We start from the raw sequence: 17,388 nt of genomic DNA, 5'->3' as shown, positions 1-17,388 counted from the left end.
CCTGTTTTTTCCTCAAAAAGCACTGTATTTGTACGCCTATTGCGGAACAAACAAACTGGTCTGATGACTTTGGCTGTGCTATAACCTAAACCATAACAATAAACGTTAAGGAAAATTATGCATTTTGATCAATTACTCGCCATGGCAGCTGAACTTGGCAAAGACAAAACAAAAACAATGCAGTTTCCAGAAAACTGGTGCCAAGGACGCACAGCGTTTGGTGGATTATCAGCCGCTTTACTGTATCAAGCTATTCGTCAGCATATCGATAACTCTCGCCGTTTATTATCTTTAAGCACTAACTTTGTTGGGCCATTAATCGCTGACTGTGATTTTACAATCGACGTTGAAGTCTTACGTGAGGGAAAAAACAGTGCACAAGTACTCGCAAAAGTAATTCAAAATGGCGATGTTTGTGTGATTACACAAGCCTGTTTTGGGGCTGAGCGCCAATCAAGTGTACGTGTAGATGTCACTAAAACCATGCAGCTAAAACCGGTTGATGAACGTTTTACCCTACCTTATAAAGAAGGCGTGATGCCGGCATTTTTCCAGCACGTTGCACTGTGTTTACAAGACGGCAATATGCCTTTCTCTGGAGCAGACACCTCACATTTAGGTGGTTGGATGAAATTCAAACATGTACCAGAGCAAATGACTGAAGCCCATATCATAGCCCTAACAGATGCATGGCCACCGACTCTATTACAAATGTACAAGCAACCTGCACCAGCAAGTAGTATGTCGTGGTACATAGAATTTGTAGAAGAACCTGCAATTGCCCATGATGCTTGGATTGGCTACGAGGCTGTTACCCATCATAGTAAAGATGGCTATGGTCTTGAAGATGGCTGTATTTGGAGTGAAGACGGTAAGCTAATTGCATTGAGCCGCCAAACTGTTGCGTTATTCGCGTAACTCTGGCTCTGAAAGCTGCGCGTACTCAGTACCATCAAGGCGAATAATTGCTTGGTATTCGCCTGATTCTATGATCTCACCAAGACCCAAATTAAACGTGTTTTTTAACGTTTTACTGTAAAAAAACGCAGGTCTTGGTGCTTCTTTAAAGATTGCATGCACAATAAAAGGTTTTACCTCAGCGCTTTGTTTATATTTTTCTAAATAATATAAAAACACCCGGCGCTCTAGAATAATAACATCAACCCAGCCTTTCATAAGGTGATCGACCTGCGCTTCTTGGTTAACCACTTCTTCGTAAGAACGTAAAATATTGGTAACCGACTTAAAAGGTGCTTCAATAAAATTAGTTGCGTTTTGAAAGGCAAGTACACTTTTACCTGCTAAATCATAGATAGTGCTAATTTTTAAATCTCTATTAGCAAGGCTGACCGCAACATTTTGATAGCGCAGTAGTTCATCACTTTTATAAACATGTGGAGTGAGAACTGGAGGAAAGTTTAATGCAATATCAACCTCTCCCTGCATAAGCTGTTGCTCTGCACGTTTATTAGACATGTAATGGATATGAATATTAGAGATGCCTTGTGACTTAAAAGCTGCTTTTAAAATTTCAAGTTGAATACCGCTATTGGTATCTTCGATAACATAAGGAGGTAAAGAGGCGCTTGCAGCAACCACAATAGGTTGTTGTATATTTGGCTCAGATAAACACTCACCTTTAACACTAATAAACAACATTAAAAGGGTAAATAATTGCTTCACTAATCACCATAATGAATTAAATGTATTAAAAAGCGTAATCGCTTTGTACAAATATTAGCTTATATTAAACAATGCTGCATTTGTATTTATGCAGTATTTGGTGCAAACTTAACTAAGTTCTTGTTTATGAGACCCTAAGTTTGCAAACAGCCTGCCCTAGTTGTGATCTGGTCGTTGAGATCCCACATTTAAATGCAAAACAAGTAGCGCTTTGCCCACATTGCAATACTAAGTTATCAACATCACAAGCTTGCCAAGACAGTACAGTGGTCGCATTGAGCTTAAGCGCAATAGTCATGCTTTTAAGCAGTATGTTTTATCCTTTTTTATCTTTCACGAGTAGCGGTATTACACAAACCATTACGCTTCCTGATGCTGCGCGTATTTTATTCAATTACGATAACGATTTTTTGGGTCTATTTATTGACATAAGCATCATAGGCTTACCTATGTTGTTATTACTATTGATTATTCCGCTACATTTAGGTGTATTAAAAGTACTACCATATTTGTGGGGCAAAAGATTGTTAAAAACCACCTTTGCTTTAGAGCCTTGGATCATGTCCGAAATTTTCTTAATCGGGGTGATGGTCAGCATGGTCAAAATAATGTCAATGGCAGACATTGAATTTGGTGTAAGCTTTTGGTCCTATGTGGCATTTGTGGTTCTATATGTAGCAACCATGGCGAAGTTAAATAAACACTATCTTTGGAAGCAATTAAGAGAGCCCGCATATATAGATCAAACAATTGCAAACACACGAGCTATCGATCAAGGACTGCGTGCTTGTCATGTTTGTGGCCAATTATGTAATACTGAAATTTGCTCGCGATGTGACACAAAAACCTTTACCCGCAATCCTTATAGTGTACAAAAAGCGTTTGCTTGGTTGATCACATCTGTCGCTTGTTACATCCCAGCCAACGTCTACCCAATTATGTATACCACCAGCCTCGGTGATGAAATGCCCTCTACGATTATTGGTGGTGTGATGATTTTGTGGAATAGTGGTTCTTATCCAATAGCCATGATCATATTTTTGGCCAGTGTGGTTGTTCCCCTTGCCAAAGCGCTAATCTTAAGTTTTTTATGCTATATGGTGATGAAGCCTGCAAATAGACAAACAAAAGGCTATACACGTATCTACCAATTAACTGAATTTATAGGCAAATGGTCAATGATTGATGTATTTGTTGTCGCGATTCTAGTAGCCTTAGTACAACTAGGAAATTTAATGTCTGTGACACCAGGCATAGGCACAATATTTTTTACCACTATGGTAATTTGCCAAATGTTGGCAGCCCATGCATTTGATCCACGCTTACTGTGGGACAGCCCTACTAATTTAAAGAAAGTAAAACAAGAGACTCTGGCATGAGCGAAAACGCTAAAATAAAATCAGCGCCAAATATTTCAGCTATATGGATAATTCCGTTAATAGCCCTACTAATAGGCGCATGGATGTTATACCAGTATCAGGCAAATAAAGGCACCACTATCTTTATAAAAATGCCTCATGCGGAAGGTATCGTTGCTGGCAAAACTGAAATAAAAGTACGTAGTGTAAAAATCGGCCAAATTAATCATGTACGTCTGTCAGATCAGCAAAATAGTGTAATTGCAAGAGCTCAAATCGATAAACACTATGATGACCTATTAACTGACGATGCAAAAATTTGGGTCGTTAAACCACGAATTGATGATACAGGTATTACTGGAATGAGCACTCTGCTCTCAGGCGTATACTTAGAATTTGCACCGGGTGAAAGCAAGAAGCTAGCGGATAAGTTTGAACTTCAGGATGAACCCGCATTAATTGGCAATGATGTTAAAGGTGGTCGTTTCACACTGCTTAGCTATAACGCTGAAGTACTTGATGTAAGTACGGGTATTTATTTCAAAGATTACAAAATTGGCCAAATAGAAACTGCAACCTTTGACTGGAAAAATCAGGCCATGAAATATGGCATTTTCATTAATGAGCCTTATCAAAATTTAATTACCTTAAATTCTATATTTTGGGTGAACTCAGGTATCGAAATAGACCTATCAGCTGATGGAATTAATGTAAATACAGGTTCATTAAGTAAGTTACTCAAAGGTGGAATTTCTGTAGGTATACCTGAGCAGCAATCTCCTGGAGAAGTCGCCACTAATGGACACAGTTTTTCATTAAGTAATAGTTATAAAGCCGCGTTAGAAGAGCGCTTTTATGACTTTGATTATTACTTAATCGATTTTGAGCAATCAATTCGTGGGTTAAGAGCTGGGGCACCTGTTGAATACCGTGGTATGCGTATTGGTAGTGTGGTTGAAGCACCAGCAAGTGTCATGATCGACGGCAAGCCTGCACACTTTAGAACTGACAATACCGCAGTACCTGCCCTTATTAAAATTGAATATGGTCGTCTTTACCACGACAGTACAGCTGCACGCGAGTTTTGGCATTCAAGCTTAGATAGCTGGATTAAAAATGGCCTTAGAGCCTCTTTAAAGCCAGGTAACTTACTTACCGGCGCCGTATACGTTGACTTAGACATTTATGATAACGCGGAACCTGCCGAATTAAAGACTATAGCCGATTATACCGTATTCCCAAGTGTATCGAGTGGTATTACGGTAATAGCTGACCAAGTATCCGATGTGTTAAATAAAGTGAACAACCTTAAGATAGAAGACAGCTTGGCACAAATGCAAACTACGTTTTCTGAGTACCAAGAACTTGCTCATGACATGCGAGAATTGATCAATAAACAAGATACCCAAGATTTACCCGGTGATATAAATCGCAACTTTGCAGAAATGACTAAAAGCATGCAACAGTTCGATAAAACAATGAAACAATTTGAAAAAACCATGGCAAGTTACGAACAAGGTTCGGCTTTCCATCAGCAGTTACAAACTACCTTGTCCGAATTTAAACGTTTAAGTGAAGAGCTACAACCACTTACACGTGGCTTGAACCAGCAACCTAATATGTTGATATTTGATAAAGAACTACCCGCAGATCCAACGCCGAGGAAACAATAATGAATTATAAACGCTGTGTTTCAATCGCAGCAGTGCTGTTACTTTCGGCCTGCAGTCAAACGTCATTCTCAACTATTGAGTATTATCAATTCTCGCAGCCAATCGTGAATATGCAGCGGTTAGCTGAAAATACGCAAGCTCAGCTAAGGATCAACACAGTACAATTACGTGGTGCGCTTAATAATCGCGGTATTGCTATGGTACTCGAAAATAATCGAGTCAATGCTGCTAACTACCATTTATGGAGTGAATCACCCGATTTAATGTTAACAGCGAGTGCCCATCAACAGTTATACACCGAACTTGATAATTGGATGGTAATAAAAGGCTTGCCAGTGATCACCGATTTAGATCAACAAAGCTATTATGAATTAGAATATGAGCTACATCACTTTAATGGCGATGAGCAAGGTAATGCCAACATTGCAGGGCTTTGGCGTTTATACTATACAAGCCCTAAATCGGGCCGAAAGTTAAAAGCGGTTAATTACTTCAATGAGCTTACACCATTACAAGCAAGTGATTACGAAGGGCTTGTCGCGACACTTGAGTCAACATGGTTAAAGGTAAACAAACAAGTTGCAAACAAAGTATCAAAGCTTACTCTTTAAAAAGAGTTTTAGAGGCTGATTGTCATCGTTAATGATGACATCGCCTATAAGCTCAAAGCCAAGTTTCTGTAACACCTTTTGTGAGCCAATATTTGTTGGCGAGGTTATTGCTGCAAGTACACCAAGCTCTAATACGTGTTTTTTGGCCATCAATAACCTAGCAGCAGATGTAATAATACCATTGCCTTCATAGTTAGCTAACAAGGCAAACCCTAAATCGGGGATAGCTAACGCATCACGCTGAAAGAGCCCTATCATACCAACCGGTGTATCATCAGCTAAACAAACAATATAACTGCCAAAGCCAAATTGATGGTGGCTATTTATAAACGTTTGTTGAATATAATGCTCTGCTTGTGCGGGCGTATTAATGTTTTTATTACCTATGTGCTCTAAAAATGTTGCTTGGTTTAAAAGCTCAACGATAAAGCTCGAATCATCTGGCTGCCCAGCGCGCAAATATATATCTAACATTTATTAAAAAACCTTACTCACGACATCATTGGTAAAATTAAGGCAATCAAGAACCCGCTCTTTTTGTACTTTAGATAACTCATCAATATCAAAATAGCCATACTCTGTGTGCTGATCGCTCAACATTATCTCAGCGTCCTCAGCCATATGAGCACGAAAAATAAACGCATGAGAGTTAAACGCTGTGTGATAATAAACGCCACTTAAATAAGCGATATCTACGTCACAATTAAGTTCTTCTTGGCATTCGCGAAGTAACGCTTGATGAATGGTTTCACCTTTATCTAAAGCCCCACCAGGTAGCCCCCAACTTTTTTGACCGTAATCAGCTTTTAGTAATAACACCTGACCTTGGTTGTTGGTGATAACTGCATGACTACTGAGTCTGTAAGTATCTGAAAATGCCATAAACCTTTTACTCAATTAAGTTACAAAAGTGACGTTGTTGGTGAGTGTAAATTAATAACTATCACAATAAAAATTGTTATTGACTAAATTAATATTCAGGATTATTTTTCTTGCGATGTTTTGGGCAAAACAAAAGCAGTATATCCTCTATACTGTCTGGCGCCAGCCAACGCAGGCACTTTCCCTAAAGGGTCCATAAAAGTGTGTTCGCGTAAAGCAGTTAATTGAGTCAATAGACTCTTGATTTCTGTAAGCAATCTCGTATTGCTTAACTGTGTGAAAATTATAATGCAAGAACCTTCTGCGTTAAGTTTACTGCCGCCAGTATTGGTGGTGGTTTTGGCCGTATTTTTACGCCGCCCTATTTTATCTTTACTGATTGGTGCTTTATTTGGTTTAGCCATGCTAGGTCCGACCGCTGTGTTAGCCAATTTTGCTGATATTTCATTAAAAGTAATGCAAGACGAAACCATTGCCTGGCTAATTCTAGTCTGTGGTGGATTTGGTGCATTAATCGCTTTATTAGTGAGAACCGGGGGTGCAAGTGCATTCGCCGAATTAGCGTTAAAATTTGCCAAAGGCCAGCGTTCATCGTTAGTAATGACCTTTGTGCTAGGTGTAATTATTTTTATCGATGATTACCTAAATGCACTAACCGTCGGTGAAACTATGAAGCGTATCACCGATAAGTTTAAAATTAGCCGCGAAATGCTCGCTTATGTTGTTGACTCAACGGCTGCGCCTATTTGTGTGCTTGTACCACTCTCTACATGGGCCGTTTTTTTTGGTGGCTTGTTAGTTGATAATAATGTTGCACCAGAAGGTCAAGGTATTGCCGTCTACATTCAAGCAATCCCTTACATGTTATATGCTTGGTTTGCAGTCATTGTTGTATTACTAGTTAGCTTAAATGTCATTCCTGCTTTTGGTCCGATGAAAAAAGCACAACTACGTGCCATGAATAATCAAATCGAAATATCAAATAGCCAGTACACAGATGTTCAAACAGCGGATGAATACGCAGTAAAAGCAGCGGAAGAAAACTTTGAAACAGCCGCTTCAAACGGCAAACTGTATAACTTTTTAGTGCCGATAGTTTTACTTGTCGCGTTTACTGTTTACTTTGACATTGACGTATACAAAGGATTGCTTGCAACCTTTGCCGTTGTTTTGCCTTTTTATATGTTACAAAAGTTGATGACATTGTCAGAACTCGTTGAGCGTATGCTTGATGGTTTTAAAAGTATGATCCCCGCTATTGGGACTGTGGTTGCAGCATTTATATTTAAAGATGTGTGTGACCAATTAATGCTTCCGCAATATGTCATTAATACCTTGAGCCCTTATATGACGGCCCAGTACTTACCTGCAGTGGTGTTTTTGGCAATGGCAGTCCTTGCTTTTGCAACAGGTTCAAGCTGGGGGATTTTCGCAGTAACTATCCCTATTGTAATGCCTCTGGCTTACGCAATTGATGCCAATATTCCTTTAGTGATTGGTGCTTTGTTGTCAGCGTCGTCATTTGGTAGTCAGGCGTGCTTCTATTCTGATTCCACGGTACTTGCCGCGCAAGGCTCAGGGTGTGATTTAGTCAGCCATGCTATCACGCAACTGCCTTATACCTTACTTGCAGCAAGCGCTGCATTTATAGGGTTTTTGCTTATCGCATAAATCAAAAAGCCCAAGCAATTGCTTGGGCTTTTGTTTATAAGCTAATAAATTAGTTTTGGAATTTAATGCCTTTGTAAAAACTCTCTAAGTTTTCGACTTTTGTTTGGCTTTTCAGATCTGCAAATGGCTTGTCTGCAAACTTACTACCACGCATTTGAATATTTAAACGCGCAGCTTCACTATTGAGCATCGTTTTCTTGTAATAATCTTTCAGATCAGCCAAGGTTACTTTTTCAACTTCAGCGATAAGCTTTTCTTTAGAGTCAAACTTAAAGTTCTCACGATACCAGTCTGTAATAAGTGGCGACATTTCATCACTTAAATTCTTAGGTTGCTCTTTTAAAGACACAAGCGTTGCATTTTTAAGTTGTGCAAATGTTTCTTCTGTCATGTTATCAAGCTCAACTGCGTATTGCTTTTTAAACTCATCAAAGCGCGCCTGCATCTCTTTAGGGCCTTTAACCGGTGTTTGAATGTAAAGACCTAATGCAGAATAATCTTCGATTGGACGCGCTAACGCACCAACCGCATAAGCTAATTGCTCTTCAGTACGTAACTTATCAAACGCTACGGTTCTAAAGTGGCTTTGTAAAATTTGTGCCTGTGCTTTTTGTTTATAGCCAGGGGTTGGGTGAACAACCATGTCAATGATTGCTACATCAGCTACATCAATATCTTTTTGTAAAACGATACGCTCACCAGGCTGAGGCAACCAGGCTTTACTTCTAGCAAACTCGGTCGCTTTATGACCCTTTGGTAAAATAGCGGTTAGTTTACTCGCAATAGCGTCAACATCATTTTGGTTATAGTTACCAAATGTGAATACGCGTAAGTCATTGGCAGCAAGTGTTGATTGCTTAATAGCCGTAAAATCAGCTAGGGTAAGCGCATCTGCCGCAGCAATCAAGGTTTCGGTATCAAATTTACCACTACGAGTAAGCTTAGAGTACTCACCGAATGCTTGATAGAACGGGAACTGTTTTTGCTGATTTAGTAAATCACGCTTAAAACGATCGATTGCTTGGGCAAAACCTTCTTCAGACACCTCTAAGTCTAGATTTTCAAGCGCCTGAGCTAAAAGGACATCTTGTTTATCAGTGAAACCACTAAGCGATAACACAAGGCCATTACTTGACTGTAGCCCTAAACTCATACCTGCAACAGCGGCTTCTGTGCTTAATTTACTTTGTTGTAAGTTATAAAGATCAGCCCAAATTGAGTAAAGAACTTGTGATTTAACATTCACAAGGGCATCTGGCGTATTAATATAAACTTCAACAAGACCTTTAGGCTGCTCAGCAAACTGCTGACTTGCTTGACGCCAAACTTTAACGCCTTGCTTATCAAATACGAGTTCAGGGTGCGCTTGTTGTTTAAACTCAGCTGTTTTAATTGCAAAGCTTTCAGGTAATAAGCGGTTAACTGTTGGCAATGCTAAAGCGTATTCGCTTGGTTTATTCCAGCTTGCAACTTCTGCTTCGCTGATGTCTTCAATACGATATTTACCATCGTAAAAATGGAGCTGTGAATCTGTCTCTTCTTGTTTTGAAATATACCAAATACGTAAAGTATCTTCGTTTAATTGCGAAAGGACATTTTGCACCGCATCTGCATCAAACTTTGCATAATAATAAGGAGCGTTAATTGCGTTGTTCACAGGGAACTTTTGCATGCTATCAGTTAAGTTACTTACATAACCAAACTCATCCCCTTTTTCTAGGAATTGAAACGAATTGTTTAACGATGTACGAATTTCATTAAAGTATTTGCTATTAACACCCTGCTCTTTGGTAAGTGCAATATATTGCATAACCATGGCAACAATTTCTTCGCGGTTTTGCATGCCGGCATCAGTCAATTCAATATCAACTGTTAAGCTGCCGTAGTTCCCATATTGCGTTGGTGAAGCAGAAGAAGATAAACCTGATACCCAACCTTTATCACGTAGTATTTGTGCTGGGCTGCCTTGCATTTCGTTACTTAAAAGGTAAGAAACAAAACGGTTTGGTTTAACTGCAAATTGTGAACTGTTATCAGCAATAGTGAATTCTAATTGCAGTTGTTTTACGTCTTCGTTCGGTGCGTAATAAACACGTTTACCGCCAGCTTCAGAGAAGTCTAACTTATCAGTCACCGTTGGCTTTTCGATATTTTTATTTTCAATATCAGCAAAGTACTGTTTTGCTTTTGCTTCCATCTCAGCAAGTGGACGATTTGAGATCATCGCCACTTTCATGATGTTCGATGAATAGTATTTGTTATAAAAAGCAACGGTTTCTTTATGAAGATTGCTGCCTTCTTTATCACCTAGTGTTTCTAAGTTACCAATCAAGAAGCGGTTAGCAGGATGTGAGCCCATCATTTGACGTGCCAATTTAAATTGGCCAAAAAAGTCCATTTCACGACGCATTGACCACTCTGCGTTTACCGCATTTTTTTCTTTGTCTGTGTACTCAGGGTAGAGCTTTGGTGATTTAAAGAAATCCGCAAAACGGTCAAGTGCTTCATCGTAGGCATCATTGTTCACTTTGAACATGTAGTTTGTGATATCTAACCAAGTGTAAGCGTTATGAGCACCGCCATTTTTAGTCATAAAATCACTGTAACCTTTGGTGTCTGGGTAACGGTCCGTACCAAGGAACAGCATATGCTCTAAATAGTGCGCCATACCTTGTTGCGACATAGGGTCATGCAATAAACCAACACCAACACTCAATGCAGCAGCTGATTTTTCAGCACTTGGATCTGAAATTAAAATTACATCAATTTCGTTATCAAGTTTTAATGTTTTGTACTCACGGGTGTCGTTTGGGCTGATAACTAACGAGTCAGGAATAAGGTTAGTATTAGCTGCAGAAGGCGTTGTGGTAGAAGTAGAAGAACAACCTGCTAACACTGCAAAAGCGATTGCACTGAGTCCCATTATTTTTTTCATTATTTTGTATCCATTAGAAATTGAATAAATTTTTATTTATCATGTGTTTTCAAGCGCCGCAATTCAATGCTTTTCAGTTAAGTTACAGCAAAACTTTGTAACACATTGTGAAAATGCAGTACTTACGGTTAAGATTAATAGCAATAACTATAACAAAGGATGAGCTATGGAAAAGTGGCTAATTGTAGCAATGTTCACTCAAGTCTTTCTGACTTTTACTGTCATGTACATTATGGGTAAGCGCCGTTTTCGTGCGGCAAAGCAAAAAACCATTGAGATGAAAGACTTCTTAACAATGGAACTTGAAAAAGCTGGGGATAATGTTCGCGTAGCAGATCGTAACTTTATCAATCAATTCGAAATGCCTGTGCTGTTTTTTATTGCCTGTTTAACAGCTCTGCAAGTCAATGCTGTAGGTACTGTTTTTGTTGCCCTTGCTTGGGTTTATGTTGCATTAAGAATTGTTCATAGCGTAATACACTTAACTTCAAATACCTTGAAGGCGCGCTATTATAGTTTTGTTGTCAGTAGCTTTATTATGCTAATAATGTGGGTGCTGATTTTAGTTAGAATCTTCTAATAATCATCAATACAAAGAAATAAGGCGCTTTTAAGCGCCTTATATATACCCAAGCCACCTCAAGATGCAGAATTCAGCGTTTCACAGGAGCTTAATATCAAGGCGTTACTTTGTTGGTTGGAATCATTTACGACGAGCAAAGCCTGCTAGGGCTAATAAAGATAGCATCCATGCAAGACTACCACCTGAACTACTACCGCCGTTGTCTGAAGCGTCATCTTCATCAATCAGCGTGTTTTCTTTTGGTGATAAAGAAGCAGATGAATTAGGGTCATCGTCAATCACAGTTACACTGTTAATGTAAAATAAGTTTTCACCACTAAAACCTGATGTTGTATCTGGGCACTGCTCTTCATTTAAGTTTACTACTGGGATCTCTCCACAATGTACTAATTCTGTGATTTGCTCTATCACAGCCATACTCTGGACAGTTACCTCGCCAAAAACGGTAAAGCCACCATTTTGTAAGTCAAGATTTGCGCTGTTATCTTTTAAATTAAAAAACCACTGACTGGTTGCACTGTTAGCATTGCCACCAAGCTTAGCCATTGCAATGGTACCTTTCACATTAGACAACTCTGGTTCATTAGTAATAGCGTCTGCGGTGTCTATCGCATCAAAGTCAGTACCAAATTTAAAACCTCCACCTTGTAAAATAAAGTTATCAACAGAACGATGGATAACGGTGCCATCGTAGCTACCATCTGCAACATAATTTAAAAAGTTTTCAACGGTAACAGGTGTCTGTTGATCATAAAGATGAACCGTAATGCTGCCCAGATCCGTTTGCATTTCGACAATAGTTGCATTCGCTGTAAAACTGCTAGCCAATAAAGCTGTTGCAAGTAGATGTTTTTTCATTGTTTATCTTTCCTGATAATTTTTATTATAAAACTGCAAGAAGCTTAAACAAAATAGACAGGTGCTTAAATAGCAAACAAAACAGTTACACAAAACGCGTCAAATCAATTACATCTCAGTTACATTAATTTACACCGTGTATTCATTATGGTTATAAAAAGTTTAAAGATTAAATCAAAATCGTCTTATCAAATAGGCTCAGTTTGTTAGTATCTGCACGACAACAATGAACATACAGGAATGAACCATGGCGAATGAAGAGAACGCAATATGCGATTTTGGCCTACACCAAGGTGAGCCTTATAGTAAGTTACCCGCTAGTTTTTTAAATTGGATGGTCGGCAATAATCATCAAAAGTCTCATTATGCAGAACAAGAACTACAACGAAGACAACTTGCCGCAACAGGACAACTAAATACAGAAAATAGCGACAAAAGTTTATAAAAGACATTTAATTTAAACTTAAGTCGTTTAAACTAAGCGCATAATTAACCTACTGCTCTATTCAGGCAAACAATTATGCGTTTTTTTTTACTAACATCGCTACTGGTTACCCTAACCGCGTGTAGCTCCTCTTCTAACAATACAGATTCAGCCCAATATTTCACTCTGCTCCATACTAATGATAATCACGGTCGTTTTTGGCATAACGAACATGGTGAATATGGTATGGCTGCTCGCAAGACTTTAATTGATCAATTAAGAGCCGATGCTAAAGCACAAGGACATGCAGTTTTACTGCTGTCTGGTGGCGATATCAATACAGGTATTCCTGAATCAGATCTACAACACGCAGAACCGGATTTTAAAGGTATGTCTGTAATTGGTTACGATGCCATGGCAATTGGTAACCATGAGTTTGATAACCCGCTGGCTGTACTCGATAAACAGCAAAAATGGTCTAACTTCCCTTTTTTATCAGCCAATATCATAGATAAAACGACCGGTGAAACTCGTTATCAAGCATACAAAATCTTTGAAAAAAACGGACTCAAAATTGCTGTCATTGGTTTAACCACAACAGATACAGCAAAAATAGGTAACCCGCAGTATATCGGTGGCCTAGAATTTAAAGACCCTACAGAAGTGACTGCAAAGTTAGCCCCAAAAATTGAAAAACAGTACAAGCCTGATATCACTATTGCTGTAACGCACATGGGTCACTATGTTGATGCTAACTTTGGTATTAATGCACCCGGTGATGTGACTATGGCGCGTAACTTACCAAAAGGAATGCTAGATATTATTGTCGGCGGTCATTCACAAGAGCCGGTGTGTATGAAAGAAGCCAATGTTGCTGACGAAAGCTTTATGCCAGGTAAAGCGTGTAAGCCTGACCAACAAAACGGTACTTGGATCATGCAAGCCCATGAGTGGGGTAAATATGTGGGAAAAGCTGAATTCAAATTAGAAAACGATGAATTAACTCTGCTCAATTACTCACTTATTCCGGTCAATCTTTATATCGATGATGAAAATGGCAATAAACAGCTAGCGGCTGAGTACATCGAGCCAAACAAAAACTTACAAGACATGCTCGCGGTTTATCAGAAAAAAGGTGCAGCACAAATTGCTGGTAAAATAGGTAACGTGGATGCAAAACTTGAAGGTGACCGCAATAAAGTACGCTATGAGCAAGTAAACTTAGCACGCGTTATTATTGCTGCACAAATGCAGTCAGTGGGTGCTGATTTTGGTTTGATAAGCGGTGGCGGTATTCGTGATAGCATTCAAGCTGGCGATGTCAGTTATAAAGATATTTTAAAAGTTCATCCTTTTAAAAACCGTATCACCTATATTGATATGACAGGCCAAGAGCTATTAGACTACTTACAGGTTGTTACTTCTTTCCCACCTGATTCTGGTGCCTACTTACAATACTATAAGCTAAGCTTCAAACGCGATAACGACACTTTATCTGATGTTAAAATTGCTGGTAAACCACTTGATATGACTAAAACATATCGAATGAGTATTAATAGCTACAACGCCTCTGGTGGTGATGGCTACCCTACGCTTACCAATAAAAAAGGCTTTGTAAGTACAGATGATACCGATGCACAGGCATTAAAACGTTTCTTTGAGCAAAATAGCCCTGTTAAAGCGGCTGATTACACTCCTAAGCAGTTTTAGATACCTAATCATCAATATCTAATTAGATAAAGGGAAGTCAGTGACTTCCCTTTTTACTTTAAAACTAGATTATTTCCCTATGACTTCAATATCGGTGATCTCAATCGACTTCAATCCGTAATGATGTAATCGAGAGCGTGAACCTTCACCATGGGCTTTAGGCGGATAATAGGTTTCTTTTATCTCAAGCTGGTCTTGCCAAACTTCATCAAGGGCTGCCCGAATTTCGCTTAAAGTTTTTTCTAAGCTATTAGTAAAGTTTGGTCGTTTACGTATTGTGTGACCAAGCTCAACTAACCGGTAAAAATACTTGTTCGCTAAAGTCAGTAATTCTTCTGGTACATCTTTATTTTGATTAAGCACTACGTCTGGTTGTTCAATACAAAACTCAACTAAAGCAAGATAAAAACACAATGGTTTATTCGCAAGTGCCACTGTTTTATCAACATCGCAACTAGCAGCCAAGGTTTTATTTTGAAGATCGACTATCAATTTAGGTTTCTCTTCTATCTGAACTGCAACTTCAGGTTCGTTTTTAGCTATTTGAATCTTGGTTCGTTCACTGATAAATAATAAGTAGGTAAATGTAGATGCAAATAAGCAGACCAGAATGAACACAGCTATATCGTTTTTATCTAATAAAGAAGATGCGATAACAAAGCTAACCGTTAATGATTTTTGAGGTGCATGTAATTGCTTAGTAATTAAATCAGCACGAGCAGGATATTCCGAAATACCTTCAATAGAGTAAACCATCACGCCTGAGTCTGCTAATTGAGCATTAAGACGCGTGATATAATTGAGTACCATGTCTCTACTACCGGAGTGCTTCAAAAAACCATCTGGTAAATTTAAATGGTTTAAATCAAGAGCAATACGGTTTTCAACTTTTGCTAAAGTCAGTGCATCATTAGTTGTTGTCTTATAAGCTTTTGCAATAATGAAGGTAGCAAATAATACCAAGCAGCAGCTTAAAAATATTGCGCCATAAACAAGCTTAATTCTAATTGGCAGCATTGCTATCCCCTACTTTCATTGTTTGCTGAGTCGAGTCACATTCCCAAAAAGACTCAACATGATTAAAGTAATGAGAATTTTGATTGTGTGCCAATAGGGTTAACTGCGCTTGAACTGCACATAAAAGGTCGGTGTTCTCGTCCTGCATTTTTAAATACCAACGACTGCCACTTATATTGTCGCGTATAGGCGTAATATAATTTTTAGAAAAACGTTGCTGATCACTGTCTTGCCAATAAGAAGAAATTAAATCAACCTTTCCGCTGGCAAGCAGCTCTCTTAACTCAGTATGGGAACTAGCGTAAGTTATATCTAGGTTTTCTAGGTTGATATCTAATTTTTTAAATAGCTGCTTTGGTAAAATATGTCCTGAGCGACTGGTTGGGTAATCAAGTAAACCAATGCGTTTATCTAAAAAGTAGCTCTTATCAATTCTAGGTTTTTCTTTACTCGAAATTAAATAGGCAGTGTAATCAGGAAATCCAACAACAGCTTGATAGTTGTAAGTTGACTCCGCCATAAAAGCGTTAATTAAATTTTCTTTAGCAAGGATTAAATCAGCAATCCCTTTGCCTAAAAACTCAATCGTGTCTGAGGTTTTATAACCCCAATAAGAGGTTACCTTGCCATATTGTTTACTTATGATGTCATCATTGCATAAGGTTTTAGCAACATCCTCAGCCAACACTTTGCCCGATGAATACACCACTAACTCGTTAAGGTTAACCTCTGATTTGGTATCACATTGAAAAGACGTTTCAATAAATGCATCGATATCAGAAACAGCCGGTTTACCCTGCAAAATTCCGATATAAAAAAACAAAATAACTGATAGAAACAAAAATGTAACAATCGACGATTTTTTTATTAGTATTGTTCTTAAATTCAATTTTAATAGCCAACAACGCTCCGTTGTCTCTATTTGAACAATTATTCTTACTTATTACAACAAGTAATTTTACCTGAATAATTTAAACTATTGATAAATAACATATATGAACAAGAAATTATGAATCTTATTGAGTCCTTTCTATTTGATTTTAAATTCAGGAAAATATGCCACAAGAAATCGTGCTTCATTGCACATTCATTTTGGACACTGAGTCAATGTTACAAAAAACAATAAAAATGTTGCTGTTATCAACACCAGTTATTTCAGCAGTGTTAAGCAACCCTGCAAATGCATGGGGGCAAAATGGTCATCGTATTGTTGGTGAAATTGCATCTAAGCATATTACAGACACCACTAAACTAGCATTAGTTCCTCTACTCGATGGTGACTCACTACCACAAGTTGCAACGTGGGCTGATGAAATGCGTTCTGCTCCAGAAAATTTCTGGCAAAAGAAATCTTCGCGCTGGCATTACATTAACTTTAAAGAAGGCGATGCTAAACCCCATTACGATTCAGATGCCCATCATAATAAAGAAACCGTGTCAGATATCCTTGAAGGCATGGAATACTCAATCTCAGTTTTACAAAACCAGAAAGCCTCACTAGCTGAAAAACAGTTCGCACTGCGTTTTTTAGTTCATCTAGTTGGTGACAGCCACCAACCTTTTCATGCCGGACGCGGTGAAGATCGTGGTGGCAACAATATTTCTGTCACATTCTTCGGTCAAGATACCAATTTACATAGCCTATGGGACACAAAACTCATTGAAAATGAAAATTTGTCCTATACTGAGTTTGCGCAATTTATAAATACAACAAATCAAGCGTTAATCACGGACTATCTTGCCAGTTCACCTAGCGATTGGTTAGTCGAATCAAATAATATTGCAAATTCACTGTATAACGAAAATGAAACAAACGTAAGTTATAGTTATATCTACAAAAACTTACCAATTGTGAAAAATCGCCTACAGCAAGGCGGGATAAGATTGGCTGGTTTATTAAATACGTTATTTGATAAATCAGCAAAACCGTTAGTAAAGGCACTTAAGATGCCAACTGACAGCAAACTATAAATGAAACATAAC

The 17,388-nt window shown here is 38.5% G+C and carries 17 protein-coding genes; 10 read left to right on the top strand and 7 right to left on the bottom strand.

What is annotated here, in order from left to right; translation table 11 throughout:
• Positions 1-117: 117 nt before the first annotated feature.
• Positions 118-918 carry a thioesterase family protein gene (locus ISP07_RS12060; RefSeq protein ID WP_209327761.1) on the top strand — a complete coding sequence of 267 codons (801 nt, stop codon included), beginning with the start codon at positions 118-120 and terminating at the stop codon, positions 916-918.
• Here ISP07_RS12060 and ISP07_RS12055 read toward each other — a convergent pair.
• Positions 907-1,683: a substrate-binding periplasmic protein gene (locus ISP07_RS12055; RefSeq protein ID WP_235373655.1), complete on the bottom strand. Its 777-nt coding sequence runs from the start codon at positions 1,681-1,683 to the stop codon at positions 907-909. The genes ISP07_RS12060 and ISP07_RS12055 overlap by 12 nt on opposite strands.
• A gap of 140 nt (positions 1,684-1,823) precedes the next feature.
• Between ISP07_RS12055 and ISP07_RS12050 the strand changes: the two genes are divergently transcribed.
• Genes ISP07_RS12050 through ISP07_RS12040 form a run of 3 tightly spaced genes read left to right on the top strand, consistent with a single transcriptional unit; the run spans position 1,824 to position 5,325 of the window.
• Complete coding sequence (locus ISP07_RS12050; protein WP_209327760.1) at positions 1,824-3,062, top strand: PqiA/YebS family transporter subunit; 1,239 nt, start codon at positions 1,824-1,826, stop codon at positions 3,060-3,062.
• On the top strand, positions 3,059-4,714 hold the full coding sequence (gene pqiB / locus ISP07_RS12045) for an intermembrane transport protein PqiB (RefSeq protein ID WP_054552207.1): 1,656 nt from the start codon (positions 3,059-3,061) through the stop codon (positions 4,712-4,714). Before ISP07_RS12050 ends, pqiB begins: the two co-directional genes overlap by 4 nt.
• Complete coding sequence (locus ISP07_RS12040; RefSeq protein ID WP_209327759.1) at positions 4,714-5,325, top strand: PqiC family protein; 612 nt, start codon at positions 4,714-4,716, stop codon at positions 5,323-5,325. Before pqiB ends, ISP07_RS12040 begins: the two co-directional genes overlap by 1 nt.
• Here the strand turns inward: ISP07_RS12040 and ISP07_RS12035 are convergent.
• Both ISP07_RS12035 and ISP07_RS12030 read right to left on the bottom strand, forming a co-directional pair.
• Complete coding sequence (locus ISP07_RS12035) at positions 5,308-5,799, bottom strand: GNAT family N-acetyltransferase (RefSeq protein WP_209327758.1); 492 nt, start codon at positions 5,797-5,799, stop codon at positions 5,308-5,310. The genes ISP07_RS12040 and ISP07_RS12035 overlap by 18 nt on opposite strands.
• Positions 5,800-5,802: 3 nt before the next feature.
• Complete coding sequence (locus tag ISP07_RS12030) at positions 5,803-6,207, bottom strand: NUDIX hydrolase (RefSeq protein ID WP_209327757.1); 405 nt, start codon at positions 6,205-6,207, stop codon at positions 5,803-5,805.
• Positions 6,208-6,495: 288 nt separating this feature from the next.
• Here ISP07_RS12030 and ISP07_RS12025 point away from each other — a divergent pair, with 288 nt between their 5' ends.
• The gene (locus ISP07_RS12025) at positions 6,496-7,878 is read left to right on the top strand and encodes a Na+/H+ antiporter NhaC family protein (protein WP_063703701.1); all 1,383 of its coding nucleotides are present in this window, start codon (positions 6,496-6,498) and stop codon (positions 7,876-7,878) included.
• A 49-nt stretch (positions 7,879-7,927) separates the two neighbouring features.
• Here ISP07_RS12025 and ISP07_RS12020 read toward each other — a convergent pair whose 3' ends face one another.
• The gene (locus ISP07_RS12020; RefSeq protein ID WP_209327756.1) at positions 7,928-10,813 is read right to left on the bottom strand and encodes an insulinase family protein; all 2,886 of its coding nucleotides are present in this window, start codon (positions 10,811-10,813) and stop codon (positions 7,928-7,930) included.
• A gap of 166 nt (positions 10,814-10,979) precedes the next feature.
• Between ISP07_RS12020 and ISP07_RS12015 the strand changes: the two genes are divergently transcribed.
• A complete protein-coding gene (locus ISP07_RS12015; protein WP_209327755.1) occupies positions 10,980-11,393 on the top strand; it encodes an MAPEG family protein in 414 nt (137 codons plus the stop codon).
• A gap of 123 nt (positions 11,394-11,516) precedes the next feature.
• Here the strand turns inward: ISP07_RS12015 and ISP07_RS12010 are convergent, their stop codons facing one another.
• A complete protein-coding gene (locus ISP07_RS12010; RefSeq protein WP_365995970.1) occupies positions 11,517-12,194 on the bottom strand; it encodes a peptidylprolyl isomerase in 678 nt (225 codons plus the stop codon).
• Here ISP07_RS12010 and ISP07_RS20780 point away from each other — a divergent pair.
• From ISP07_RS20780 to ushA, 3 genes are all read left to right on the top strand, one after another.
• Positions 12,163-12,270, top strand: coding sequence for an AgrD family cyclic lactone autoinducer peptide (locus ISP07_RS20780; RefSeq protein WP_365995968.1), 108 nt, complete (start codon positions 12,163-12,165; stop codon positions 12,268-12,270). The genes ISP07_RS12010 and ISP07_RS20780 overlap by 32 nt on opposite strands.
• Before the next feature lie 231 nt (positions 12,271-12,501).
• The gene (locus ISP07_RS12005) at positions 12,502-12,699 is read left to right on the top strand and encodes a hypothetical protein (RefSeq protein ID WP_054563072.1); all 198 of its coding nucleotides are present in this window, start codon (positions 12,502-12,504) and stop codon (positions 12,697-12,699) included.
• Between the two features lie 75 nt (positions 12,700-12,774).
• Positions 12,775-14,388 carry a bifunctional UDP-sugar hydrolase/5'-nucleotidase UshA gene (gene ushA, locus ISP07_RS12000; RefSeq protein WP_209327753.1) on the top strand — a complete coding sequence of 538 codons (1,614 nt, stop codon included), beginning with the start codon at positions 12,775-12,777 and terminating at the stop codon, positions 14,386-14,388.
• A 69-nt stretch (positions 14,389-14,457) separates the two neighbouring features.
• Here ushA and ISP07_RS11995 read toward each other — a convergent pair whose 3' ends face one another.
• Together ISP07_RS11995 and ISP07_RS11990 are read right to left on the bottom strand one after the other, a co-directional pair.
• Entirely contained in the window at positions 14,458-15,405 is a 948-nt protein-coding gene (locus ISP07_RS11995; RefSeq protein ID WP_054552197.1) for a hypothetical protein, read from the bottom strand.
• The gene (locus ISP07_RS11990; protein WP_054552196.1) at positions 15,392-16,294 is read right to left on the bottom strand and encodes a hypothetical protein; all 903 of its coding nucleotides are present in this window, start codon (positions 16,292-16,294) and stop codon (positions 15,392-15,394) included. The genes ISP07_RS11995 and ISP07_RS11990 overlap by 14 nt, the downstream gene beginning before the upstream one ends.
• 218 nt (positions 16,295-16,512) lie before the next feature.
• Here ISP07_RS11990 and ISP07_RS11985 point away from each other — a divergent pair, with 218 nt between their 5' ends.
• Positions 16,513-17,376: a S1/P1 nuclease gene (locus ISP07_RS11985; protein ID WP_209327815.1), complete on the top strand. Its 864-nt coding sequence runs from the start codon at positions 16,513-16,515 to the stop codon at positions 17,374-17,376.
• Positions 17,377-17,388 lie beyond the last annotated feature (12 nt).

The sequence above is a fragment of the Pseudoalteromonas sp. PA2MD11 genome (assembly GCF_017808125.1).
GTDB classification, from domain to species: domain Bacteria; phylum Pseudomonadota; class Gammaproteobacteria; order Enterobacterales; family Alteromonadaceae; genus Pseudoalteromonas; species Pseudoalteromonas simplex.
The sequence above is the reverse complement of the archived record's forward strand: the minus strand, read 5'-3'. Positions and strand labels throughout refer to the sequence as shown.